We start from the raw sequence: 17,860 nt of genomic DNA on the forward strand, positions 1-17,860 counted from the left end.
TTGTGTACAGGTTTCTTTTCTCTTGCCATAATAAAAGGCCTCCTATGATTTTTATTTTATCATAGAAGACCTTATAAATCTTTAATTACAGAAAAACTTTCACAGACTCTCCCCCAGCAGCCCCTACCGTTTTAATGCTAAAATTACATTATGCGCTTACCCCATCTACTGTGATTCTTGGCATCCATAAAAATTTAGCCAATCCCAAAGTAATGGTATCCTTATAATTCAAACCTCTTACAGGCAGATACACATCTCCCTTCTCGCTTGAAACTCGTTTATAACCCTTCCCTTCCAATTTTTCTCCCTTATCAGCAAACCTTGCCAATATCTCCATAAAGGAGCCGCCTCATGTGTTGCACATCTCCGCATACAATACGATATCCTTCTGCTCCTTTTCATCCATGTATTCTTTCAGTTTATCATCTAAAATAATCTTCATATCTGATATCCTCCTTTATCTTTATCTGGTATTATCATAAACAATTCCCCTTGGTTGTTCCGTGATTAAGTCACAATCATATTACCTATTTTTACTTTTCTGTACAATATTTCTCTATCCCTTGTACAATTCCATCCGCCATTGTTTTTTGAAATGTATCTTCTGCCATCAGCGTATCTTCTCTTTCATTTGTCATAAATCCCATCTCTAAAATCACTACCGGAATCTGACTCCAATTGATTCCCGTCATAGTATCATTTACCTGGACTCCCCTGTTTTCAAAACCTGTTTCCTCACAATAGCATTCTAAAATATCAGATGCTAATTTAAAACTTTTATCATATAAGTTCCCGGCTGTTGGATTTTCCTGCGAAGGGATTAAACATAATGCTCCATAACTTTCGGGATCCTCGCTGCCATTAGCGTGGATTCTAACACAGAACAAAGCTCCCGACTCGTTAGCCTGAATTGCTCTCTCCCGATTACTGACTGCGGTATCATTGTTTTCTCGACTCATCACTACCTCATATCCACGCTGAACCAATTGCGCTTTTACTTGCAGAGCGATATCAAGATTCAATTGATATTCTGGAATCCCGCTATATCGTCCTGTTGTACCAGAATTATTTCTCTGCTTCATAATTCCAGAACCCGGAGCATTTTCCTCCATGCCGCTCATATCGATTCCTGGTCCCTGATGTCCTGGGTCCAACGCTATGATCGTTTTTTGCGTACCCAAAACTTTCTGCTTCTTTTGTTTTCCTCGTTGTTCTATATTGTTCGACTTTTTAGAATTGTCCAGTTGCGTCTTTGAAGTATCCTGATCTGCCAGCTTTTCCTGATGAACTACTTGCGTCTTTGATTCCATCAGCTCACTGCTTGACTCTACTGCTTTTAGTTCCCGCATCAACTGTTTTTTTCCATAAAAACTCACTCCAGCCAATGATGTTAGTAAAAAAGCTGCCGCCCCCAATATGACCAGCCATTTTTTCTTTTTCATACTCGTTCACCTTTCTCGAATGCTTGTCCTGCCCCTTCATCTCTCACAAAACCATGCGTTTTCAGAAATTCCACGTCTTTTAATTCATAAGGGTATCCGCCATTTTGTGGCGTTACTTTTAGTATATGCCAGGAGTCGTATAGAATATGAATCATTTGATAACATCAAAAATATAGATTATTATCAAACAATTCAATCCTATCAAGGAAGTTGTGGAGCCGGCTCGAATAACCTTTTTCATGAAAAAAAGCATCCATACACCAGGTCTCTTCCCAGTGATATGAATGCTTTTTTTCAATATAAACAGAGTATGGTGAGCAAAAGAGGCTGCCCCCTTTGCAAATCTCCCTACATAAAATCAAACAAATTCATCTGTTTACCGCTTTCTGTATTTTTTCTTTTATCTGCTTTCTCCCTGATTACTACATCCATAGGCAGCTCCTTTAAAAATTCAGATTCTTCCCCGGACGTTGTCAGTATCAATTCTTCCTGAGCACGTGTCATTCCTACATAGAACAGACGTCTCTCCTCTTCTAAATCGGCTTTCCCGTCTTTTTCAAAAGGAAGCATTCCTTTTCTAAGCCCGTAAATAAAAGCTACTGGAAACTCAAGTCCTTTTGCACCGTGGAGAGTCATCAATGTTACCGCCTCACCTGTATATTTCTTGGAGCCACAGCGTTTTAAATCGCTCTCTACTCCCAGGCTCAATGCCTCTGCAAATTCACTCATGGTCTTATAGAATACCGTCATGCCGGCAAGTCTTTTCATAGAAGTATTCTCTTCGAATTCCATTTCTTTCATCCATGTGTCTATAAATTTCTGTGGTCTGTTTTTTCTATACAAAGGACTGAATTTCTGGTACATAGTATCAAACACACTTTCAGCTACCACGTTTTTGTCCAATTTCCAAAGAAGCTTTAAACTTACTTTCTTTGAAAATTCATCTTTGGGATTGGCTAGACACTTGAAAAATGCAATACTTCCCCGCACTTCGTCTTCCATTAAAAAATCTTCACGTCCTGCAATGACATAAGGAATCCCTTCTGTCCGCAGGCATTTCTCCAGAAGCTCTGCCTGCCTATGAGTACGGTACAGAATCGCGATATCTGAAAATCCACGATTTTGACTCCTTTCAACACCGAGCTCCTGCGCATCCAACATTCCAATTCCGCCTGTCAATCTATTGATTTCTTTTGCAATAAAAATCGCTTCTCCCATCTCCGTTCCCGCACTCGCCAGACGTACTGGAGCTCCCTCGTCCTTCTGTGCAGTCAGCAGTCTTAGACCTCCTGGATTGTGTGAAATAACAGCCGTAGCGGCATCTATAATAGAAGGAGTACTGCGGTAATTCTCGACCAGACGAATTTCATTCAGCTCTGGGTCATCCTCAGCAAGTCTCGCAAAGCATGCAGCATCCGATCCACGAAAACCATAGATGGACTGGTCTGGATCACCAATCACAAAAAGTTCTCTTCCGTTCTGATTCCACACCCGAATCAGCCGATATTGAACTGGGCTGATATCTTGGAATTCATCTACAAGAAGATAGGAAAAACTTTTCTCCCATCCAAGAGCTGCCTTCTTCTGTTCAATAATACGCAGTGTTTCAAGAAGCAGATCATCAAAATCCATCATATCCTGTTCTTGCAAAATATTCTGGTAAAATTGAACCGCGGCTTTCCAATCCTTTTCCTCTCCCACCTGTAAATCAAATTCCTCGCGATTTACATCTATCCCGGACTTCTCCAGTGAGACCAATCTTAAAAACTGTTTTGGGGTCATTCGCAGATCCATCTGCTCCAACACAATCCCGGCCGCCTCTAAGGTACTCATATCATCAGCCAGTGAAAATTCAACGCCCTGCGCTTTTAAAAAGTTCAGGCAAACCGAATGAAATGTCCCTATCTGCAATTGGCTCACATTCCTTGCACGCCCCAACTGCTTCTTCACTCTTTCACGCATCTCTCCTGCCGCCTGATTCGTGAATGTAACCGCTGTAATTTCCGATGGTTTTACTTTTCGGACCTCCAATAAATACAGGAGATGGGAAATCAGTGTTTTCGTTTTTCCAGTTCCGTGACCTGCTATCACAGCAATGGTCCTTTCAACAGACCGCACTGCCTGCTCCTGCCTCTCATTCAAATTTTCGGCAGGCTTTATACCTGAATCTTCTGCCGGTCTCGGTATTTCAAAGTTCTTGACACCTATATGAGCGGGCCTTGATTTTTTTTGACTGCTATGTGTTGAAGCCTTCTCATTCTCAATATGCAATGCACCAAAAAAATTCATCTGCCCATCCAGGCTGTCCAGATCTTCCTGTGTAAAAAACTTGATAGTACCATATTCCCCATCGAATCCGGGAAGTCTTTCCACCTCTCCCTTTCGCAGCCTGCGGATTCCCTCTGCAACAAGATGCCCGGAGACCTTTTGTATCTCTTCCGGTGGAATCGTCCTCAAGATTTCAAACTCTGGCCCAAGCTTTTGCAGCATCTTCTGATATTCCTTCTGAACCTTTGCACTTGCAGAGGTCGCCCCGACCGATGCACCAATTACTTCTGGCAGAGGTACCAGGCTCTCAAAAGTTTTCCCCTGATTCAGGACAAAGCCTTCCTCTCTGTCAGCCAGTTGTTCAATTCTGTGCGACACTCCTATCGTCAGCTTTCTGCCACAGACAGGACAGATTCCGCCATACTTTTTCGTTTCCACAGGGTTTAGACAGATTCCACATTTCCTATGCCCATCAAAATGATATTTTCCTTCTTCCGGAAAAAATTCTATCGTCCCATACAGTCCTCGTCCATCTTGAATCGCTCCACGCAATCCCTCAAACGATAAATCTATATCCAAAAGATTTGCCTCCCGCCCTAATTTAGCAGGAGAATGCGCATCTGAGTTCGAGATTAAATTGTATTTGTCTAATGCAGATACCCTCCAGATCATTGGCGGATCAGAAGACAATCCCGTCTCCATCGCATGAATATAGCCCGAGAGATCACCAAAGCATTCCTCAACACTGTCAAATCCCGAAAACGCCCCAAATAAAGAAAAATGAGGTGTCCATATATGGGCCGGAACATAAATCGCACCCGGGCATATTTCCAACATAATCTCTAATAAATCATGACAATCTATTCCCAGTATTGGGCGTCCATCAGAATGAATGTTGCCGATTGCCTCCAGTTTTTTTGCCAATAACTCAGCATCCTCCAGACTGGGCAGAAGCAGCAGGCTGTGGACTTTGCGCACCCGGTCATATTTTTTATAAATAGAACTAATTTCTCCTGTAATTATAAAACGCGGCAGCATAACATCTGCCACGGAATCATCGTGTATCCTATATTCCTCTTTTAGAACGTAAAGCCCTTCCTCTGCGGGCTGCAGCTTTTCCTTCATCTCTTCCCGCCATGCAGGATGTGTAAAATCCCCGCTGCCGATCATTTGAATTCCCTTACGTCTTGCCCATAAATCCAGATTCTCCAGATTACAATCCCTGCTTGTCGCGCGGGAATAATGGGAATGGATGTGTAAATCTGCAATGTACATGTTAACACCTTCTTCTCCAAATGATTCTTTTAAAATTTATCTTGATTTCATAACCATATTTCTATCGTACAACAATATTTTCCCTAAATGTAGACTCCTCTGATTTTCTGATTATATTTTACAATATCTGCTGATAACCAATCAATTGCGTCCTGCCATGTATAAAATATCGCACTTCCCTTTCTTCTCATAAGTTGAGAAAAATATGTGCTGACTACAGAGGCACCGCCTCGTGTCCCTTTCACAGTCATTTCGGGCTGCACATGATATATGGAAATCATTTCTAAGTAGTTCTTCTTCTGATAAATTGCGTTGCGGCTGCTGAGAAGAGAAATTTTCTTAGAGATTTGGGGCATTGTCCCCTTCTGGAAGTCCGCAGAAAATGGTGTATTCCTTGTGTTATCATTCGAACCTTGCGCAGCAATGGGATATATCCGAAAAAAGATATCCAACGCTTTTGCAACCAATTCCGGGGACCGGTACACACCGAACGAACAGGACTCGACGCTCCTCGTATCCCGATTAAGAAGGACACATAAATAGATTTCTCTATCCTGTTCTGTGTGATATTGACCAATTCCGACGCAAAGTCTCTCTGGAACAGAGGTCTGATTCAGACCCTCTAAAGTCGCAGCACTTCCTCCCCAGCCCGGCGCGGGCCGCAGCTCCTCATCTTCTTTCCATCGGTATATTTCATCTGGAATTTTTTCATATTCTTCTAAATATAAAATTGGATTATATTCCTGAAGCTTCATTTTTATTTCCCCTGTATTAAGTTCAGTATACCCATTTCAGATAGTTTTACAACCTGTCATGTTCTAAAATATACTGAAGCAGTCCCTCACAGCCTTCCACGATGTCCTGATACGTCTTATCAAAATCCCCCGTGTACCACGGATCCGCAATATCCCTTGGATGACTGCTAAAATCCAAAAGCTTGTGTACCTTGTGATCAGAATCTGAACCTAAAATCCGCTCAATATTGCGGATATTTCGGTATTCCATACCGATTATATAATCGTATATCTGGTAATCCGACTTCTTTAACTGCACGGCATATTTCCCTTTTGTGCTGATGCCGACTTCCTTTAATTTCTGGACCGTTCCGTGATGGACCGGATTACCTAACTCCTCACAACTGGTCGCAGCGGAAGCAGCCAAGAAGAGGTCCTCCATGCCACGCTTCTGAACCATATCGCGGAACACAAACTCTGCCATGGGAGAACGGCAGATATTGCCGTGGCAAACAAATAAAATCTTGATTTTTCTCATATTTCCAGTATTTTCGGGCTTTTCAAGCCTTTTTACCTTTCTTCATTTTTCACTTATTCTGGCATATTTTGGCATATCTTTGCATATTTTTGTCATCAATTTTGGTAAAAACTTTGGTAAATTTCAAGTCTGTACCAAAGGCAAATCTGCCATTGGGAATCGACAGGTAAGAAATTGGGGATTAAGATAAATACTGGCATTCAGCCATTTTTCTCTCATTTTCATCAGGTCATTATGAATTAATTGCTTTTTGAAAATCTTCCTGTGCATCCTGAAATTTAACATGAGTATAGGTATTCATCGTAACACTGATATCCGAGTGTCCCATAATATACTGAAGCATCTTCGGATTCATTCCCGACTTAGCCATATTAGAACAAAATGTATGGCGACACACATGTGGTGTAATCGGCGGCATCTGAACCTTATATATGCTATTGTACTTTTCCCGAATATGTTGGAAATACTTTTCCCAATGTAATGCCACCATAGGCATATCATTCTTATCAAGGAATAAAAATCCTGTCATTCCATCAACCATCGGTTCAACTTTGGGATTGACCCTGTCCTTAAGTATTCTCTTGAAACAAGCCACCACCTCATCAGACATTGGAACATATCTCTCGCCACTTTCTGTCTTAGGCTTTTCAATGATATACTGCATCTGACTTGTTCTCTGTAATTGATGATTTACCCGTATTCTTTTGTTTTTAAAATCCAAATCTGATTTTGTAAGCCCACAGAACTCTGATATACGAAGTCCTGTGTTAAAGAGAATAAATATTGCATCATAGTACTTGCAAAAATGCGCATCTTCTTTTATGAATCTTAGAAATTCCCGCTCCTGCTTTCTTGTGACAGCTTCTCTTCTCACACTATCATTCACAATAACATTGACCAGTTCAAAGCCAAATGGATTTTTGCGAATCAAGTCATCTTCTTCCGCCATCTGAAATGCCGGTCTTAATACTCCCCGGATAGTATGAATTGAACTATAACCTTTTCCATCTACCCTCTGAAGCTTGATCAACCAGGCTTTCGCATCCGATAATTTCACTTTGTCGATTCTTTTTTTGCCAAAATCATCTTTTTTCAGCAGATTAATTACCGTCTTATAACCAGCATAAGTACTCTGTCTGACCCCTATTTTAAGACTTACATATTTCTCCACTAATTCAAGAACTGTAAGTCCTCCACCTCCTGGAACAAGTCCGTTAAACATATCCTGTTCCAGCTGTTTTTCCTTTTCTCTTAAAGAAAGCTCCATTTTCTTTCCTTTAGGTATAGGATCATTATGGTCCAAACGCCAACTATATAAATTCCCTTCATTTCCATGAATATCTACATATCTAAAACGATAACGTCCATCTGCTCTCTGGTACTCTCCTTCGTGAAGAATTCTATTGCGATTATCTCGTCTTTTCTCACTCATAGCTTTGTCTCCTTTCAAAAAAGAGAGCCCTAGCATGGTTATTGTACCACATTTGTGCCCCCTTTTCTACTACTTTACATATTAAATTGCAGTTGACTCTGCCAGAAATTGCTCAAATTTCTCTTTCTTAAACAAAACTTTGTTTCCTACTAACAGATAAAACTCCCCATTTGGATGGATATCTACAATTTGTCTAAGTCTCTTTTCACCAATGTGATAAAACTGTGCCGCTTCAGTTACAGAAAGCAAATATCGCTTCCATATAGGAATATCTATACTCTGATTCTCTAATTCATTTTCATCATCCATCATATTCTCCAATCTGCAGCTGTCTGACTAACATCGCATCAACCTTTTTTATTGCATCTGTGCTGACAATCATCCCGGCAGTCTGTATTATCTGTTCCTCATTTATTGTGACAAGCTGCTCCGGTAAAAACATTGTTGTATGTCTTAAAAATCCTCTAATTTCTGAAGGCTCAATATTGAAATGTACTGGAATATAATCCTTTTTCAACTTAGTTGTCCCCGGAACAACTGTGTATACAGGTGATTTTCCGTTTGCTTTGTCGCAGCTTATTACAATACATGGTCTCCTTCCAGCTTGTATATGCCTGAGTCCACTTTTTAATTCAGCCCACACAATCATATTTCTCTTTATCTTCACTGCAGATCACCTCTCTTTGGTGGAATATACAAGTCAACCTTGGGTTCCTTCTCATCTACACTGAATAATCTATACCCAGCTTCCCTTACTGCTCCTATTTTTAAATAAGAATCTGCTATTCCGTCTGAAATAGCATCGAGATTTGTTACGATAAGCGCATCTGCCTTTCCTGCTCTCATATATCTTATTGCCTTATAAAACACTTCATCCCTTAATCGTCGTCCAAAAATTCCTCTTCGGAATACTTTCATAGGAATAAGATTGTTATTGTCAGCAAATTCCATGATTCGTTTCAACTGCTTATTTTCCTTTTTCTCTGCTGCAATACAGTCATTCTCCTCATCAGAAGACAACATCACAACACACTTTATCGGCTGTATGGTCAGTGGCTTTTTCTTTCTTCCTGCTCTTCTCATTTCAAACCACTTCCTTTCTTGCCTCTAAGCCTTCAATAAAAATCAAACATGTAGACATTGCATATTCTCTATCATTTGGTTTAAGCATCTGCAATTTATCTTCCAATACAGACAAATCTTTATTCTCATGTTTTTCCCTGCTTTCAATTCCAAACAATGTATTAGGATCTACTCCATACTTTGTTACAATCTTCAGCATAAGTTCCAGACTCATCCGATGTCTTCCCTGCTCAATTTGCGAATAATGAATATAACTTACATCAAGGCTCTCCGCCATATCATTCTGTGTATATCCATATTTATTTCTAATACTTCTCAAAGTATTACCAACTGCATAAATATCATATATCATCCTGAATAACCTCACTCTCTAACCGATTCATGATGTATTCCACTGCCTCAGCCTCTGTTGGGCATTTGATGACTGGCTTCCCATAGTCATCAAATACCACTGTTTCAGAAGCAAATACAATGTAGGAATACCTGCCTGAATTCCTAACACTCAATCGCATAATTGTTGTACCTCGCACTCATAGTACCAAGGTCAAATATTGTCACACCCAAATCATTTATGCGATCCATCATTGACTTTAAATCTTCCGGATTTCTTGTAATCTCATAAATATCTTCTACGACAAGTACCTTGTAATCTGAAATCTCAAGAATTTCCATCAGCTGACGCATCTGAGGTCTGTCAACCGATGTAGATGCTCCATCATCTACAACAGTCTGATCACACTCAATTCCCACACTTAAAGCATATGTCTGATCAAGTTCTTTCTGTCGGTTCACATTATTCATACTCATCATTGACTTTATAAACAAAAGTCCTTTGTAAAGTTCTTTTCCGTTATACTTTTTCATGGCTATTACCTTCCTTAATTGAAATATTAAAGAAAGCATTGTGCACGCCGCTTTCAAACTCTGTGCTGTATCTCAAGCACAAGTATATTGTAATCTGCCACACCTTAATTGCCGACCGTGTACAGGCGACAATTATGTCGTGTAAACACGACAATCACTTTTCAACTGACACGCTTTTCATTGCTTTCATCATTGCAAGACACTGTCTTATCTGCAATTCATCCATATCTGAAAGAACATCCATTGCCTCAGATAATAGTTCTGAATTTTCTTCATTCTTTCCATACATTATGAAATCAACAGATACACCAAGTACGATTGCCAGATTATCTAATGTCTGTGTCTTAAAATCTCCACCATTTTCAATCGCAGATAATGCTTGTCTGCCTATACCTACTCTATGAGCTAACTCATCCTGTGATAATCCTATCGCCTTTCTCCTGTCAGCAATTCGTATTCCTCTCTCATAATCCTTTTCTCTTGTCTGTGCTTTACTGCTCATAAATCCTCCTTGCCGCCCTTGGAAACGAACAAGTCGGATTACCCTTTACATCACAAAAAAGACGCACGAGGAAACCAGTATCATAAATACTGTTCGTTTCCCCTGCGTCTCTGGTGCTTCCATCTTTCGATGTGCCCTTATCAGGTGGGCTGTAATTTAATTTTCAATCATTATATTCTGAAAGTCCCATTCTCAGAATGTTCCTTCATCATTCCCTCGGAATACTTCTTAAGTATCATCACTCGCTTGCATCTGTCACACTTAATTCCAATATTCTGAAGTGCCACAGCGAAATCATCACCGCATACAAAGTATTCCATCATTAACTTGTTGCATTTTTTACATCTAATTTCTATAACATTTCCTTTGTTCAATTCAGTTCGCTCCTTATTCATACAAAATCATCAATCTACAATTCTGTACTCGTAAAGGAAAGGGAAATCACCTTTGCAAGCCTTTTGCCGGGAGTTCCGATGAATGTCTGCACATTCCCCGGCTTTGCTGATCTAAAGCCAACTGATATGAATTGTGCTGTCAGCACACAATCACATCAGGCTCCGGCTCTTTCCATAAACCACATATTGTTATCTTCATAGAAAAGGAATATTTCCTTTCCATCTACCACACAGGTATAACGCTCTCCAACGCCGCCAGCCCTTGTACTGGCTGCTCTGCGCTTGTCTTTTACTCGTGTAATCTCATACTTTCTGCCATCTTCCCACGTTATCTCTTTGGGAATGAGCAGTCCGTCCTTTGAAAATTCTGCAAGTACATCAACATATACCTTATTGCTCAATGTAATCACCTTCCTTACAAGATTGCTATTGCTCTGGAAGCATCCATCTTCCTTGCTATATAGCCTTTTTCTTCTAATATTTTCAGATGTGCATAAACACTTGAAGTCGATGCCACCCCTACCATCTTGCATATCTCCCTGATAGTAGGAGCATAACCATTAACTCTCTGATATTGCATAATGCTTTCATACACATTCTGCTGCTTCTCCGTCAATGGTGCTCTGTCTACCAGATCAATTCTTTCTGCTTCGCTCATGTTCCGCCTCCCTCTTCTTTAACTCTATCGCTACTCGTAGTGCAGCTCAATTCCGCTTCGCTTCATTTCGCTCACGGCAGTCGCCGTATCAGATAACCAAGTCCCATATGTTTATGTACAAGCACAACACATCTGCGCCTTGATTATCTGGCACTTCTCGTTGCTAACCTGAGAAGTACCCATGTGGATGTACTGTGTGTTCTTCTTTTGCATTGACTGCCGACAGAATCCTGTCCCGGTACATGAGTCCCCTCTGGATACTGTAAAATCCAAATCTTCTGCGTATCTCATCAACCGCTGAATCCATCTTCATCTGCTTTTCACGCTTCTCCACACTTGAGAACAAATCAATCTGTTCCCAATAATTATCTGTTACTAAGTCTGCACCTCGGACACCAATACTGCGTATTGGTTTGCTCCAGTTATAGTTTTCCTTAAATATCTGATAAGCGTATGCAACTATCTCTCCGGTGATATTCGTTGCGTGGTCAATCTTTTTCTGACGGGTAAAAGAGAATAGCTCATTATCCCTGACACTTATCTCAACCACTCTGCACCGGAATCCATTCTCACGAAGTCTTGCTGCAACACTCTCAGCCAGAATATAAAGAACAATCTTTACATCCTCATCGCATACTAAATCCTTTGGTGTCGTTGTGCTGTTTCCCACCGATTTGATTGGAGCGTGGGTATTCTCCAGTTTGACAGGTGATTCATCATAGCCATTAGCAAATGACCATAAGATGCTGCCCATCTTTCCAAGGTGGCTGTTAAGCATCCCTTCATCTGCCCTTGCAAGATCACCTATGGTTCTGATACCGAATTTTGCAAGCTTCTGATTCGTGCTCCTTCCGACATATAGCAGATCACTTACCGGAAGTGCCCATGCCTTCTGCTTAAACTCACTCTTATACATAGTTGTGATTGCATCCGGCTTCTTATAATCTGAACCAAGCTTTGCAAATATCTTATTGAAAGAAACACCAACACTCACTGTGATGCCAAGCTCTGACTTCATTCTCTTGCTGATTTCCTGTGCAATGAGCAATCCATCCCCTTTAAGGGAGCTGCTCCCTGTCACATCAAGCCAGCACTCATCAATTCCATATGGCTCCTGCTTGTCCGTATATTCTGCATATATCTCATGCGCCATCCTTGAGAACCGAAGATATAAGTCCATTCTTGGTGAAACAAATGTTATGTCCGGACAGACCTGCTTTGCCTGCCAGAGCGCCATTCCTGTTTTCACACCGTACTTCTTGGCAATATAGTCAGCAGTTAAGACAATCCCATGTCTTGCCTCCGGGTCACCGCCTACTGCCAGTGGCTTTCCTGCAAGCTCCGGATGATGCAGATGCTCAATCGAAGCATAACAACAGTTGATATCTGAATGAAGTATTACCCTGTCTCCCATCTGCATAACCTCCTGCATTTAATCTATCACTACCATAACCTTTAGTCCAAGTATATGAGTAATGTTCCTTACAGGGCATAGTATAACCCCAAGAATAATCGACTGTCAACGGACACATGTGTCTGTTTTCTCATTATATTGGATTTTTAACTTGAATAATTGGTACTATTGCTATATACTATGGAGTGAAAAGAGACATTAGAAATCAACTAATTGGAAAGAAAAGAGGCGTATGTATGTACTCAATCGGAGAAATCATTTCAACATATAGAAAAAAGAAAGGCTTGCTCCAGCAGGATCTCGCTGATGAACTGGCAAAAGAAGGCATCAAGATTTCCTATAAAGCCATATCCAACTGGGAGAGAAATCTTGCTGAACCAAGCGTTACCATATTTTACAAAGTGTGTAGAATCCTTGGTATCACTAATATGTATGAAGCATATTTTGGAGTAAATCCTGCTGATCCTTTTTCATCACTTACTGATGAAGGCAGGGAAAAGGCTATGGATTATATCAATCTGCTCCACGCATCCGGAATGTATGAAAAGCAAACTGCTAAGATAATTCCATTCAGAAGCATTGATATTTTTGAAAATGCAGTATCAGCCGGAACCGGTAACTTTCTCGTAGACGGACCTAAAGAGACTGTACGCATAGATGAATCTATTCTGCCGGAAGATACAACTTTCGGTGTACGCATTAGTGGTGACAGTATGGAACCTGAATTCCACGATGGTCAGATTGCATGGGTATTGCAACAGGAATCTGTTGCTAATGGAGAAATCGGCATCTTCGCTCTGAACGGAGAAGCCTATATCAAGAAGTTAAAGGACGACAAAGACGGAATTTTCCTTATCTCACTCAACGAAAAGTATGCACCTATCAAGGTTGGAGAAAATGACCGCTTAGACATATTTGGAAAAGTTCTTGGAAAATCTGATGCTTCTGCTCTTACCGATCATTGCCGATAAAAACGCAAGTCCTTTTTATTGGACACATTTTTTTGCATAATTGACAATAAGAAAATATCTATAGAACTGAAAGAAGGGATTTTTTATGGTGGTCACAAATAATATCAGAGAAATCCGTGAACAGCGTGGCATTTACCAGAATGACCTTGCCGCTGCTATCGGATTCAGCACCAAAACTGTCAGCAGGGTAGAACGTGGGGACGGCGCCCCATCTGCCGAATTTATGCTACGAGTATCTAAGTACTTTAATATGCTGGTGGAAGATGTATTTCATGTAGAGGAATAACGTGGAGCGAGTGAGCTCAATATTCAGCTCGCTCCGCTATCTTTCTTAAACTGAAAATCTTCTTTTATCTATTCCATATTCACACCAAATATGTTCTATCATACCATCTCCTCGTCCCAAAAAATCAACTTGTTCGCGCCATGCATTAATACCAGCTTCATCAAGCAACTTTTCAAATTCAACATATTCATCACTATTCAAATTTTTCCTCATAAGATTTTTTAATAATGTATCCTCCTCAGATTGAACATAATCTACACTTATTGGTTCGTCTTTTATTAATTCTTTTATAGCACAGTATGTATTAAATATCGAATCGTTCTTTTTAAGTGTTTTCTCAAGGACTTGCTGAACCAATTGCTTCTCATAATATTTTACATACACTTTAGGTCAGTTTACAAGGAACTACACGCAGACCGTGAAACGGGCTGCTGACAACAAACGGCGCTATGCTCCCGGCTGGGTGCATAGCACCTGTTTGTTGCGGGGGTTTCCAAAGGGGGCAGCGCCCCATTTGGCACACGACTTTGCGGAGCAAAGTGTAGTGTGTTATACGCTCTGTCGGCGTTGCCCTGAAAATACCGTTGCCGCCGGGGAGGGCAAGGGCATTTGACGCGGCAGGAAAGCAGGGCTTTGTTTGGGGCTGGTAAGCCGGAAACAAAGGGCTGATTTCAGCAGCAGACAGGGCGTATTATGAAAGCCCCCGTCCCTCGTCCTCCGCCCCCGGCCTATGGGACAAAAAGTCCCAAAGCTCTGGACACCGTGACCAGATGTGTGGCCACACTCCGGGAAAAGTAGCAGGACGGCAGGAAACCGTCAAGGCTGAAATGAATGGGCTGACGCCCGGCCTTGACCGTTCCCCGCCGCCCCGCTGGATGGGTGGACAAGGTGACCAATCCCTAAAAGTGTTTGGCCGCACTCGTTCATTTTGGGGCCTTTCTTCTCCCAAAATTGAAATGGGCGGGAAAGCCCTAAAATGGCTTTCCCGCCTTGATTACCCATTAGCAAAGACGGGCGAGACTGTCAACGGCGGCGCTGAAAGCGCCGTTCATCTTGACCGTTGACTGGCTCGCCTGGCTTTGCTACTGCCCGTAAGAGATGGAAAAACAAGATGGAAAACAAGGTTAAAAATGGTTGACAAGTCTATCGGATGTGTGTTATACTGTGCGACAGTTTGAGATTGGAAGGAGGCTTACGTGTGTTAATTTGTGTACGCTAATAAGCAATAAAAAGTAGAAGTACCTTTCCACATGATGGTGGGCTTTTTTTGCGTGCGTATGCAAAGGAACACGTAGGTTTGACACGAGCAGTCTTTGAACTGTATCGTGGTGTTTTTTCGTGCTTTGTTGTTATGCAGGCGTCTGCCCTCTCTGTGGGACAACGCCTGCTTTTTATTGCAGAAACAAAGGAACAATGCAATAAAAAAGGAGGTTCGCATTATGACCCAAAACAACAATTCATGGAGAAAAACTTATTTTACACTTCTTGCCGGACAAGCAATATCCTTTATTAGCAGCGGTATTTTGCAAATGGCCATTATCTTTTATTTGGTTGCGAAAACTAATTCTGCAATCATATTGACGGCGGCAACACTGATTGGATTTTTGCCGCAAGCCTGTTTAGGCCCGTTTGCAGGTGCTTTTGTTGACCGGCACAGCCGTAAAAGCGTAATGATTGGTGCGGATTTGATAATTGCCGCCGCTGGCGGTATTCTGGCGCTGGTGGCGTTTTACATGGAATTGCCCGTATGGTCTATTATGGTTGTCCTGTTAATCCGAAGTGCGGGAACTGCTTTTCATTCTCCAGCATTCAGCGCAGCAACACCTATGATTGTGCCAAAAGAGGAACTTACAAAATGCGCTGGTTACACGCAGACCATGCAAGCAGTAAGTGCGATTATCAGTCCAGCTGCCGCAGCGTTTTTATATGCTGTTTGGCCTCTTAATGCAATTATATTGTTAGATATTGTGGGTGCAATCCTTGCCTGTGTGACTGTTGCGATTTCGTCCATACCAACGCCTGAACTATGTCCAGAAACGAAAAGACAACAGTTTTTACAGGATATGAAAGAGGGGTATGTGGTATTAAAGCAAAACAGGGGCCTCTTTGCTCTGCTCTGGATTGGTGTAATTTATATGTTCTTTTATATGCCAATCAGTACGCTTTTTCCTCTCATCTGTATGTCATACTTCAAAGGAACACCGGCCCATGCCTCTGCCGCTGAAATTGCTTTTGCGGTTGGTATGCTGCTTGGCGGAGTCATTCTGAGCATTTGGGGCGGTTTTAAGAAACGGCGGTACACCATCGGTCTTTCCGTTCTCCTGATGGGCGTTAGCATTATGCTCTCCGGGCTTTTGCCGCCAGACGCATTTCTTGTCTTTGTTGTGTGCTGTACTGTTATGGGAATTTCCGCTCCATTTTACGGTGTGCAAAATGCGATTTTTCAAGAAACGGTCAAACCAGAATATCTGGGGAGAGTTTTTTCTCTACTGACAAGCGCCGCTTCCCTCGCCATGCCGTTTGGCCTTGTCATTTCCGGGCCTCTGGCGGAGCGGCTGGGAGTTGAGAAATGGTTTGTCATTTGCGGAATTGGCATTATCATCGTTGCGCTTGCCGTATTTTTACTACCCGGTTTGAGAGAGATTGACAATACGCAATAATCAACTGCACCTTTTTCTATTACTAAACAAAATGCCTGGATGGTGGTTCTGAAAAACCAGAACCGCCGTTCAGGCATTTTTTATCTTCGTCCTCTCTGCGGTTTTGGATTCTTCAGCAAGTCGGATTTTTCCGCAATCTTTTTCAGCCACTTCCGTTCTTCTACTGACAGCTTCCTAAAATTCAGCTTGAGCCGTTTGCAGATAAACTGTGCCGAGAGCCATGCTGCGGCTCCCGATCAGCAGCACCGCAAAAATCATGTACGCCCGTATGCTGGACGATGTTCTGGCAAATGGCATAGAGGACATGAACGGGATTTTATTTATCTGTTTCCCGATTGTGGAATTGTCGGCGGCGCTCTCCCGCAGCACCATGACCGTGAAGCGTTCCTTAAACGAGCTGGAAGCTGCCGGACTGATTGTGCGGGTGCGTCAAGGCTTTGGGGAGCCGAACAAGATATATGTACTCATTCCCAGAACGGAGGGCTGACGCTATGAGTGAAAAGCTGGAAAAACTCAATCAGGAAATAGAGAAAACCGAAGCAAAGTTGCGGAGGGCGCAGCATGAGGAAAAGATTCTGGAACACCAGATAAAGACGCTGACCCGAAAAGAGCGGACGCACCGGCTCTGTACCAGAGGGGCGGAGTTGGAAAGATACCTGCCCCACCCGGAGCTTTTGCCGGAGGAACAGGTCAAACTGTTCTTGAAGCTGCTCTTTCATCGGGACAGCACCCGGCAGCTCATAGAACAGATATTTGCCGGAACCGGCACAGAAAAGGAGGACACGGAATGAATGTGAAATTTTCAAAGGACGAGCTGGCTATGGTTTACCAGTACGCCGCCGCCACGAAACAGGAAACTCTTGCCGGACTTCGGGAAATCGTGCCGGTCATTCGTGACAGGCAGGCGAGGGAGATTGTGGAAAGCACAATCCGAAAGCTGGACGCTATCCCGGAGCCGGAGTGCCGCCGCTTTATCGCTGACACCAGACAGCGGTTTATCCAGAAGCGGGACAATTCAATCCGGCGCAGGCTGGCGGAAGCAAAGGCGCAGACGAGGGAGAAAACGCCCCATTCCAAGAGAAAAGAGCCAGACCGGGAACGGTCATAATAGCTTCCAGAGCGGTAAGCGTGGCTTCCCCCTCTGAAAGAGGGCGCAATTATACACCACTTCGGGAAGTGGTGCATTGCGCCCTGCCGGAGGCGTCCTGCGGACAGCAGATGATTTCCGTAGATTTTCAATCTGCTCCAATCATCACAGGGGAAGTTACCCTTCCCCTGCGCTGGCTTACGCCAGCTACCCCTTTGTGGACTTGCCGCCCGGAATTATCTTGCGTTGCA

24 protein-coding genes and 1 pseudogene are annotated in these 17,860 nt (G+C 42.4%); 7 read left to right on the forward strand and 18 right to left on the reverse strand.

All coding sequences use genetic code 11. The features are described from left to right. Window positions 1-148: 148 nt before the first annotated feature. The 16 genes from HGO97_RS22240 to dinB all read right to left on the reverse strand — a co-directional run bounded on the left by HGO97_RS22240 (window position 149) and on the right by dinB (window position 12,605). The gene (locus tag HGO97_RS22240) at window positions 149-337 is read right to left on the reverse strand and encodes a hypothetical protein (protein ID WP_216245367.1); all 189 of its coding nucleotides are present in this window, start codon (window positions 335-337) and stop codon (window positions 149-151) included. A 196-nt stretch (window positions 338-533) separates the two neighbouring features. Beyond that, window positions 534-1,442 carry an N-acetylmuramoyl-L-alanine amidase gene (locus HGO97_RS22245; RefSeq protein WP_246597704.1) on the reverse strand — a complete coding sequence of 303 codons (909 nt, stop codon included), beginning with the start codon at window positions 1,440-1,442 and terminating at the stop codon, window positions 534-536. A 348-nt stretch (window positions 1,443-1,790) separates the two neighbouring features. Beyond that, window positions 1,791-4,985: a UvrD-helicase domain-containing protein gene (locus HGO97_RS22250; RefSeq protein ID WP_216245369.1), complete on the reverse strand. Its 3,195-nt coding sequence runs from the start codon at window positions 4,983-4,985 to the stop codon at window positions 1,791-1,793. 83 nt (window positions 4,986-5,068) lie between these two features. Then, window positions 5,069-5,740, reverse strand: a complete 672-nt coding sequence (locus HGO97_RS22255) for a hypothetical protein (RefSeq protein WP_216245371.1) — start codon at window positions 5,738-5,740, stop codon at window positions 5,069-5,071. A 46-nt stretch (window positions 5,741-5,786) separates the two neighbouring features. Further along, window positions 5,787-6,257, reverse strand: coding sequence for a low molecular weight protein-tyrosine-phosphatase (locus tag HGO97_RS22260; RefSeq protein WP_216245372.1), 471 nt, complete (start codon window positions 6,255-6,257; stop codon window positions 5,787-5,789). A gap of 232 nt (window positions 6,258-6,489) precedes the next feature. Beyond that, on the reverse strand, window positions 6,490-7,689 hold the full coding sequence (locus HGO97_RS22265; protein WP_117918736.1) for a site-specific integrase: 1,200 nt from the start codon (window positions 7,687-7,689) through the stop codon (window positions 6,490-6,492). 81 nt (window positions 7,690-7,770) lie between these two features. Next, complete coding sequence (locus HGO97_RS22270; RefSeq protein WP_117918738.1) at window positions 7,771-8,001, reverse strand: excisionase; 231 nt, start codon at window positions 7,999-8,001, stop codon at window positions 7,771-7,773. Beyond that, window positions 7,991-8,356, reverse strand: a complete 366-nt coding sequence (locus HGO97_RS22275; RefSeq protein WP_117918740.1) for a type II toxin-antitoxin system PemK/MazF family toxin — start codon at window positions 8,354-8,356, stop codon at window positions 7,991-7,993. Before HGO97_RS22275 ends, HGO97_RS22270 begins: the two co-directional genes overlap by 11 nt. Beyond that, window positions 8,353-8,772, reverse strand: coding sequence for a recombinase family protein (locus HGO97_RS22280; RefSeq protein WP_117918743.1), 420 nt, complete (start codon window positions 8,770-8,772; stop codon window positions 8,353-8,355). Before HGO97_RS22280 ends, HGO97_RS22275 begins: the two co-directional genes overlap by 4 nt. A gap of 1 nt (window position 8,773) precedes the next feature. After that, window positions 8,774-9,124: a helix-turn-helix transcriptional regulator gene (locus HGO97_RS22285; RefSeq protein ID WP_117918745.1), complete on the reverse strand. Its 351-nt coding sequence runs from the start codon at window positions 9,122-9,124 to the stop codon at window positions 8,774-8,776. Next, the gene (locus HGO97_RS22290) at window positions 9,114-9,284 is read right to left on the reverse strand and encodes a hypothetical protein (RefSeq protein ID WP_182002590.1); all 171 of its coding nucleotides are present in this window, start codon (window positions 9,282-9,284) and stop codon (window positions 9,114-9,116) included. The genes HGO97_RS22285 and HGO97_RS22290 overlap by 11 nt, the downstream gene beginning before the upstream one ends. Further along, complete coding sequence (locus tag HGO97_RS22295) at window positions 9,268-9,636, reverse strand: recombinase family protein (protein ID WP_117918747.1); 369 nt, start codon at window positions 9,634-9,636, stop codon at window positions 9,268-9,270. The genes HGO97_RS22290 and HGO97_RS22295 overlap by 17 nt, the downstream gene beginning before the upstream one ends. 154 nt (window positions 9,637-9,790) lie before the next feature. After that, a complete protein-coding gene (locus HGO97_RS22300) occupies window positions 9,791-10,138 on the reverse strand; it encodes a helix-turn-helix domain-containing protein (RefSeq protein ID WP_117918749.1) in 348 nt (115 codons plus the stop codon). 550 nt (window positions 10,139-10,688) lie between these two features. Continuing rightward, on the reverse strand, window positions 10,689-10,934 hold the full coding sequence (locus HGO97_RS22305) for a hypothetical protein (protein WP_154266625.1): 246 nt from the start codon (window positions 10,932-10,934) through the stop codon (window positions 10,689-10,691). A 14-nt stretch (window positions 10,935-10,948) separates the two neighbouring features. Further along, the gene (locus HGO97_RS22310) at window positions 10,949-11,191 is read right to left on the reverse strand and encodes a LexA family protein (protein WP_117918753.1); all 243 of its coding nucleotides are present in this window, start codon (window positions 11,189-11,191) and stop codon (window positions 10,949-10,951) included. Window positions 11,192-11,354: 163 nt separating this feature from the next. Continuing rightward, window positions 11,355-12,605: a DNA polymerase IV gene (gene dinB, locus HGO97_RS22315; RefSeq protein WP_118392701.1), complete on the reverse strand. Its 1,251-nt coding sequence runs from the start codon at window positions 12,603-12,605 to the stop codon at window positions 11,355-11,357. Between the two features lie 236 nt (window positions 12,606-12,841). On the opposite strand from dinB, the gene HGO97_RS22320 reads away from it, so the two are divergent. Together HGO97_RS22320 and HGO97_RS22325 are read left to right on the forward strand one after the other, a co-directional pair. Then, window positions 12,842-13,576, forward strand: a complete 735-nt coding sequence (locus tag HGO97_RS22320) for an XRE family transcriptional regulator (protein WP_117613581.1) — start codon at window positions 12,842-12,844, stop codon at window positions 13,574-13,576. Between the two features lie 85 nt (window positions 13,577-13,661). After that, window positions 13,662-13,862 (forward strand): helix-turn-helix transcriptional regulator, encoded by a 201-nt coding sequence (locus tag HGO97_RS22325; protein WP_022171364.1) that lies wholly within the window; start codon window positions 13,662-13,664, stop codon window positions 13,860-13,862. Window positions 13,863-13,907: 45 nt separating this feature from the next. On the opposite strand, the gene HGO97_RS22330 is transcribed toward HGO97_RS22325, so the two are convergent. Then, a complete protein-coding gene (locus HGO97_RS22330; protein ID WP_216245374.1) occupies window positions 13,908-14,246 on the reverse strand; it encodes a hypothetical protein in 339 nt (112 codons plus the stop codon). A 443-nt stretch (window positions 14,247-14,689) separates the two neighbouring features. On the opposite strand from HGO97_RS22330, the gene HGO97_RS22335 reads away from it, so the two are divergent. Further along, window positions 14,690-14,926, forward strand: a complete 237-nt coding sequence (locus HGO97_RS22335; RefSeq protein ID WP_246597706.1) for a hypothetical protein — start codon at window positions 14,690-14,692, stop codon at window positions 14,924-14,926. A gap of 375 nt (window positions 14,927-15,301) precedes the next feature. After that, window positions 15,302-16,522, forward strand: a complete 1,221-nt coding sequence (locus HGO97_RS22340; RefSeq protein ID WP_075680193.1) for an MFS transporter — start codon at window positions 15,302-15,304, stop codon at window positions 16,520-16,522. An 80-nt stretch (window positions 16,523-16,602) separates the two neighbouring features. Here HGO97_RS22340 and HGO97_RS22345 read toward each other — a convergent pair. Further along, a pseudogene (locus HGO97_RS22345) lies at window positions 16,603-16,728 on the reverse strand (helix-turn-helix domain-containing protein); the annotation flags it as partial. A gap of 2 nt (window positions 16,729-16,730) precedes the next feature. Between HGO97_RS22345 and HGO97_RS22350 the strand changes: the two are divergent. The 3 genes from HGO97_RS22350 to HGO97_RS22360 are packed head-to-tail and all read left to right on the forward strand — an operon-like array spanning window position 16,731 to window position 17,630. After that, on the forward strand, window positions 16,731-17,009 hold the full coding sequence (locus tag HGO97_RS22350; RefSeq protein WP_330654330.1) for a DeoR family transcriptional regulator: 279 nt from the start codon (window positions 16,731-16,733) through the stop codon (window positions 17,007-17,009). Window positions 17,010-17,013: 4 nt separating this feature from the next. Continuing rightward, complete coding sequence (locus HGO97_RS22355; protein ID WP_070470249.1) at window positions 17,014-17,313, forward strand: DUF3847 domain-containing protein; 300 nt, start codon at window positions 17,014-17,016, stop codon at window positions 17,311-17,313. Beyond that, window positions 17,310-17,630 carry a transposon-transfer assisting family protein gene (locus tag HGO97_RS22360; RefSeq protein WP_070470246.1) on the forward strand — a complete coding sequence of 107 codons (321 nt, stop codon included), beginning with the start codon at window positions 17,310-17,312 and terminating at the stop codon, window positions 17,628-17,630. The genes HGO97_RS22355 and HGO97_RS22360 overlap by 4 nt, the downstream gene beginning before the upstream one ends. Window positions 17,631-17,860: the final 230 nt, after the last annotated feature.

Origin of the sequence: Faecalicatena faecalis (assembly GCF_012524165.2) — a bacterium.
GTDB classification, from domain to species: Bacteria; Bacillota; Clostridia; order Lachnospirales; family Lachnospiraceae; genus Faecalicatena_A; species Faecalicatena_A faecalis.

What these genes read in the sequence shown, in the direction of transcription:
- HGO97_RS22290 (WP_182002590.1), bottom strand. Translation starts at nt 9,284, where the DNA reads ATGCGATTGAGTGTTAGGAATTCAGGCAGGTATTCCTACATTGTATTT.
- HGO97_RS22265 (WP_117918736.1), bottom strand. Translation starts at nt 7,689, where the DNA reads ATGAGTGAGAAAAGACGAGATAATCGCAATAGAATTCTTCACGAAGGA.
- HGO97_RS22245 (WP_246597704.1), bottom strand. Translation starts at nt 1,442, where the DNA reads ATGAAAAAGAAAAAATGGCTGGTCATATTGGGGGCGGCAGCTTTTTTA.
- HGO97_RS22360 (WP_070470246.1), top strand. Translation starts at nt 17,310, where the DNA reads ATGAATGTGAAATTTTCAAAGGACGAGCTGGCTATGGTTTACCAGTAC.
- HGO97_RS22260 (WP_216245372.1), bottom strand. Translation starts at nt 6,257, where the DNA reads ATGAGAAAAATCAAGATTTTATTTGTTTGCCACGGCAATATCTGCCGT.
- HGO97_RS22320 (WP_117613581.1), top strand. Translation starts at nt 12,842, where the DNA reads ATGTACTCAATCGGAGAAATCATTTCAACATATAGAAAAAAGAAAGGC.
- HGO97_RS22240 (WP_216245367.1), bottom strand. Translation starts at nt 337, where the DNA reads ATGGAGATATTGGCAAGGTTTGCTGATAAGGGAGAAAAATTGGAAGGG.
- HGO97_RS22300 (WP_117918749.1), bottom strand. Translation starts at nt 10,138, where the DNA reads ATGAGCAGTAAAGCACAGACAAGAGAAAAGGATTATGAGAGAGGAATA.
- HGO97_RS22340 (WP_075680193.1), top strand. Translation starts at nt 15,302, where the DNA reads ATGACCCAAAACAACAATTCATGGAGAAAAACTTATTTTACACTTCTT.
- HGO97_RS22325 (WP_022171364.1), top strand. Translation starts at nt 13,662, where the DNA reads ATGGTGGTCACAAATAATATCAGAGAAATCCGTGAACAGCGTGGCATT.
- HGO97_RS22295 (WP_117918747.1), bottom strand. Translation starts at nt 9,636, where the DNA reads ATGAAAAAGTATAACGGAAAAGAACTTTACAAAGGACTTTTGTTTATA.
- HGO97_RS22255 (WP_216245371.1), bottom strand. Translation starts at nt 5,740, where the DNA reads ATGAAGCTTCAGGAATATAATCCAATTTTATATTTAGAAGAATATGAA.
- HGO97_RS22250 (WP_216245369.1), bottom strand. Translation starts at nt 4,985, where the DNA reads ATGTACATTGCAGATTTACACATCCATTCCCATTATTCCCGCGCGACA.
- HGO97_RS22270 (WP_117918738.1), bottom strand. Translation starts at nt 8,001, where the DNA reads ATGATGGATGATGAAAATGAATTAGAGAATCAGAGTATAGATATTCCT.
- HGO97_RS22280 (WP_117918743.1), bottom strand. Translation starts at nt 8,772, where the DNA reads ATGAGAAGAGCAGGAAGAAAGAAAAAGCCACTGACCATACAGCCGATA.
- dinB (WP_118392701.1), bottom strand. Translation starts at nt 12,605, where the DNA reads ATGGGAGACAGGGTAATACTTCATTCAGATATCAACTGTTGTTATGCT.
- HGO97_RS22285 (WP_117918745.1), bottom strand. Translation starts at nt 9,124, where the DNA reads ATGATATATGATATTTATGCAGTTGGTAATACTTTGAGAAGTATTAGA.
- HGO97_RS22355 (WP_070470249.1), top strand. Translation starts at nt 17,014, where the DNA reads ATGAGTGAAAAGCTGGAAAAACTCAATCAGGAAATAGAGAAAACCGAA.
- HGO97_RS22310 (WP_117918753.1), bottom strand. Translation starts at nt 11,191, where the DNA reads ATGAGCGAAGCAGAAAGAATTGATCTGGTAGACAGAGCACCATTGACG.
- HGO97_RS22335 (WP_246597706.1), top strand. Translation starts at nt 14,690, where the DNA reads ATGAATGGGCTGACGCCCGGCCTTGACCGTTCCCCGCCGCCCCGCTGG.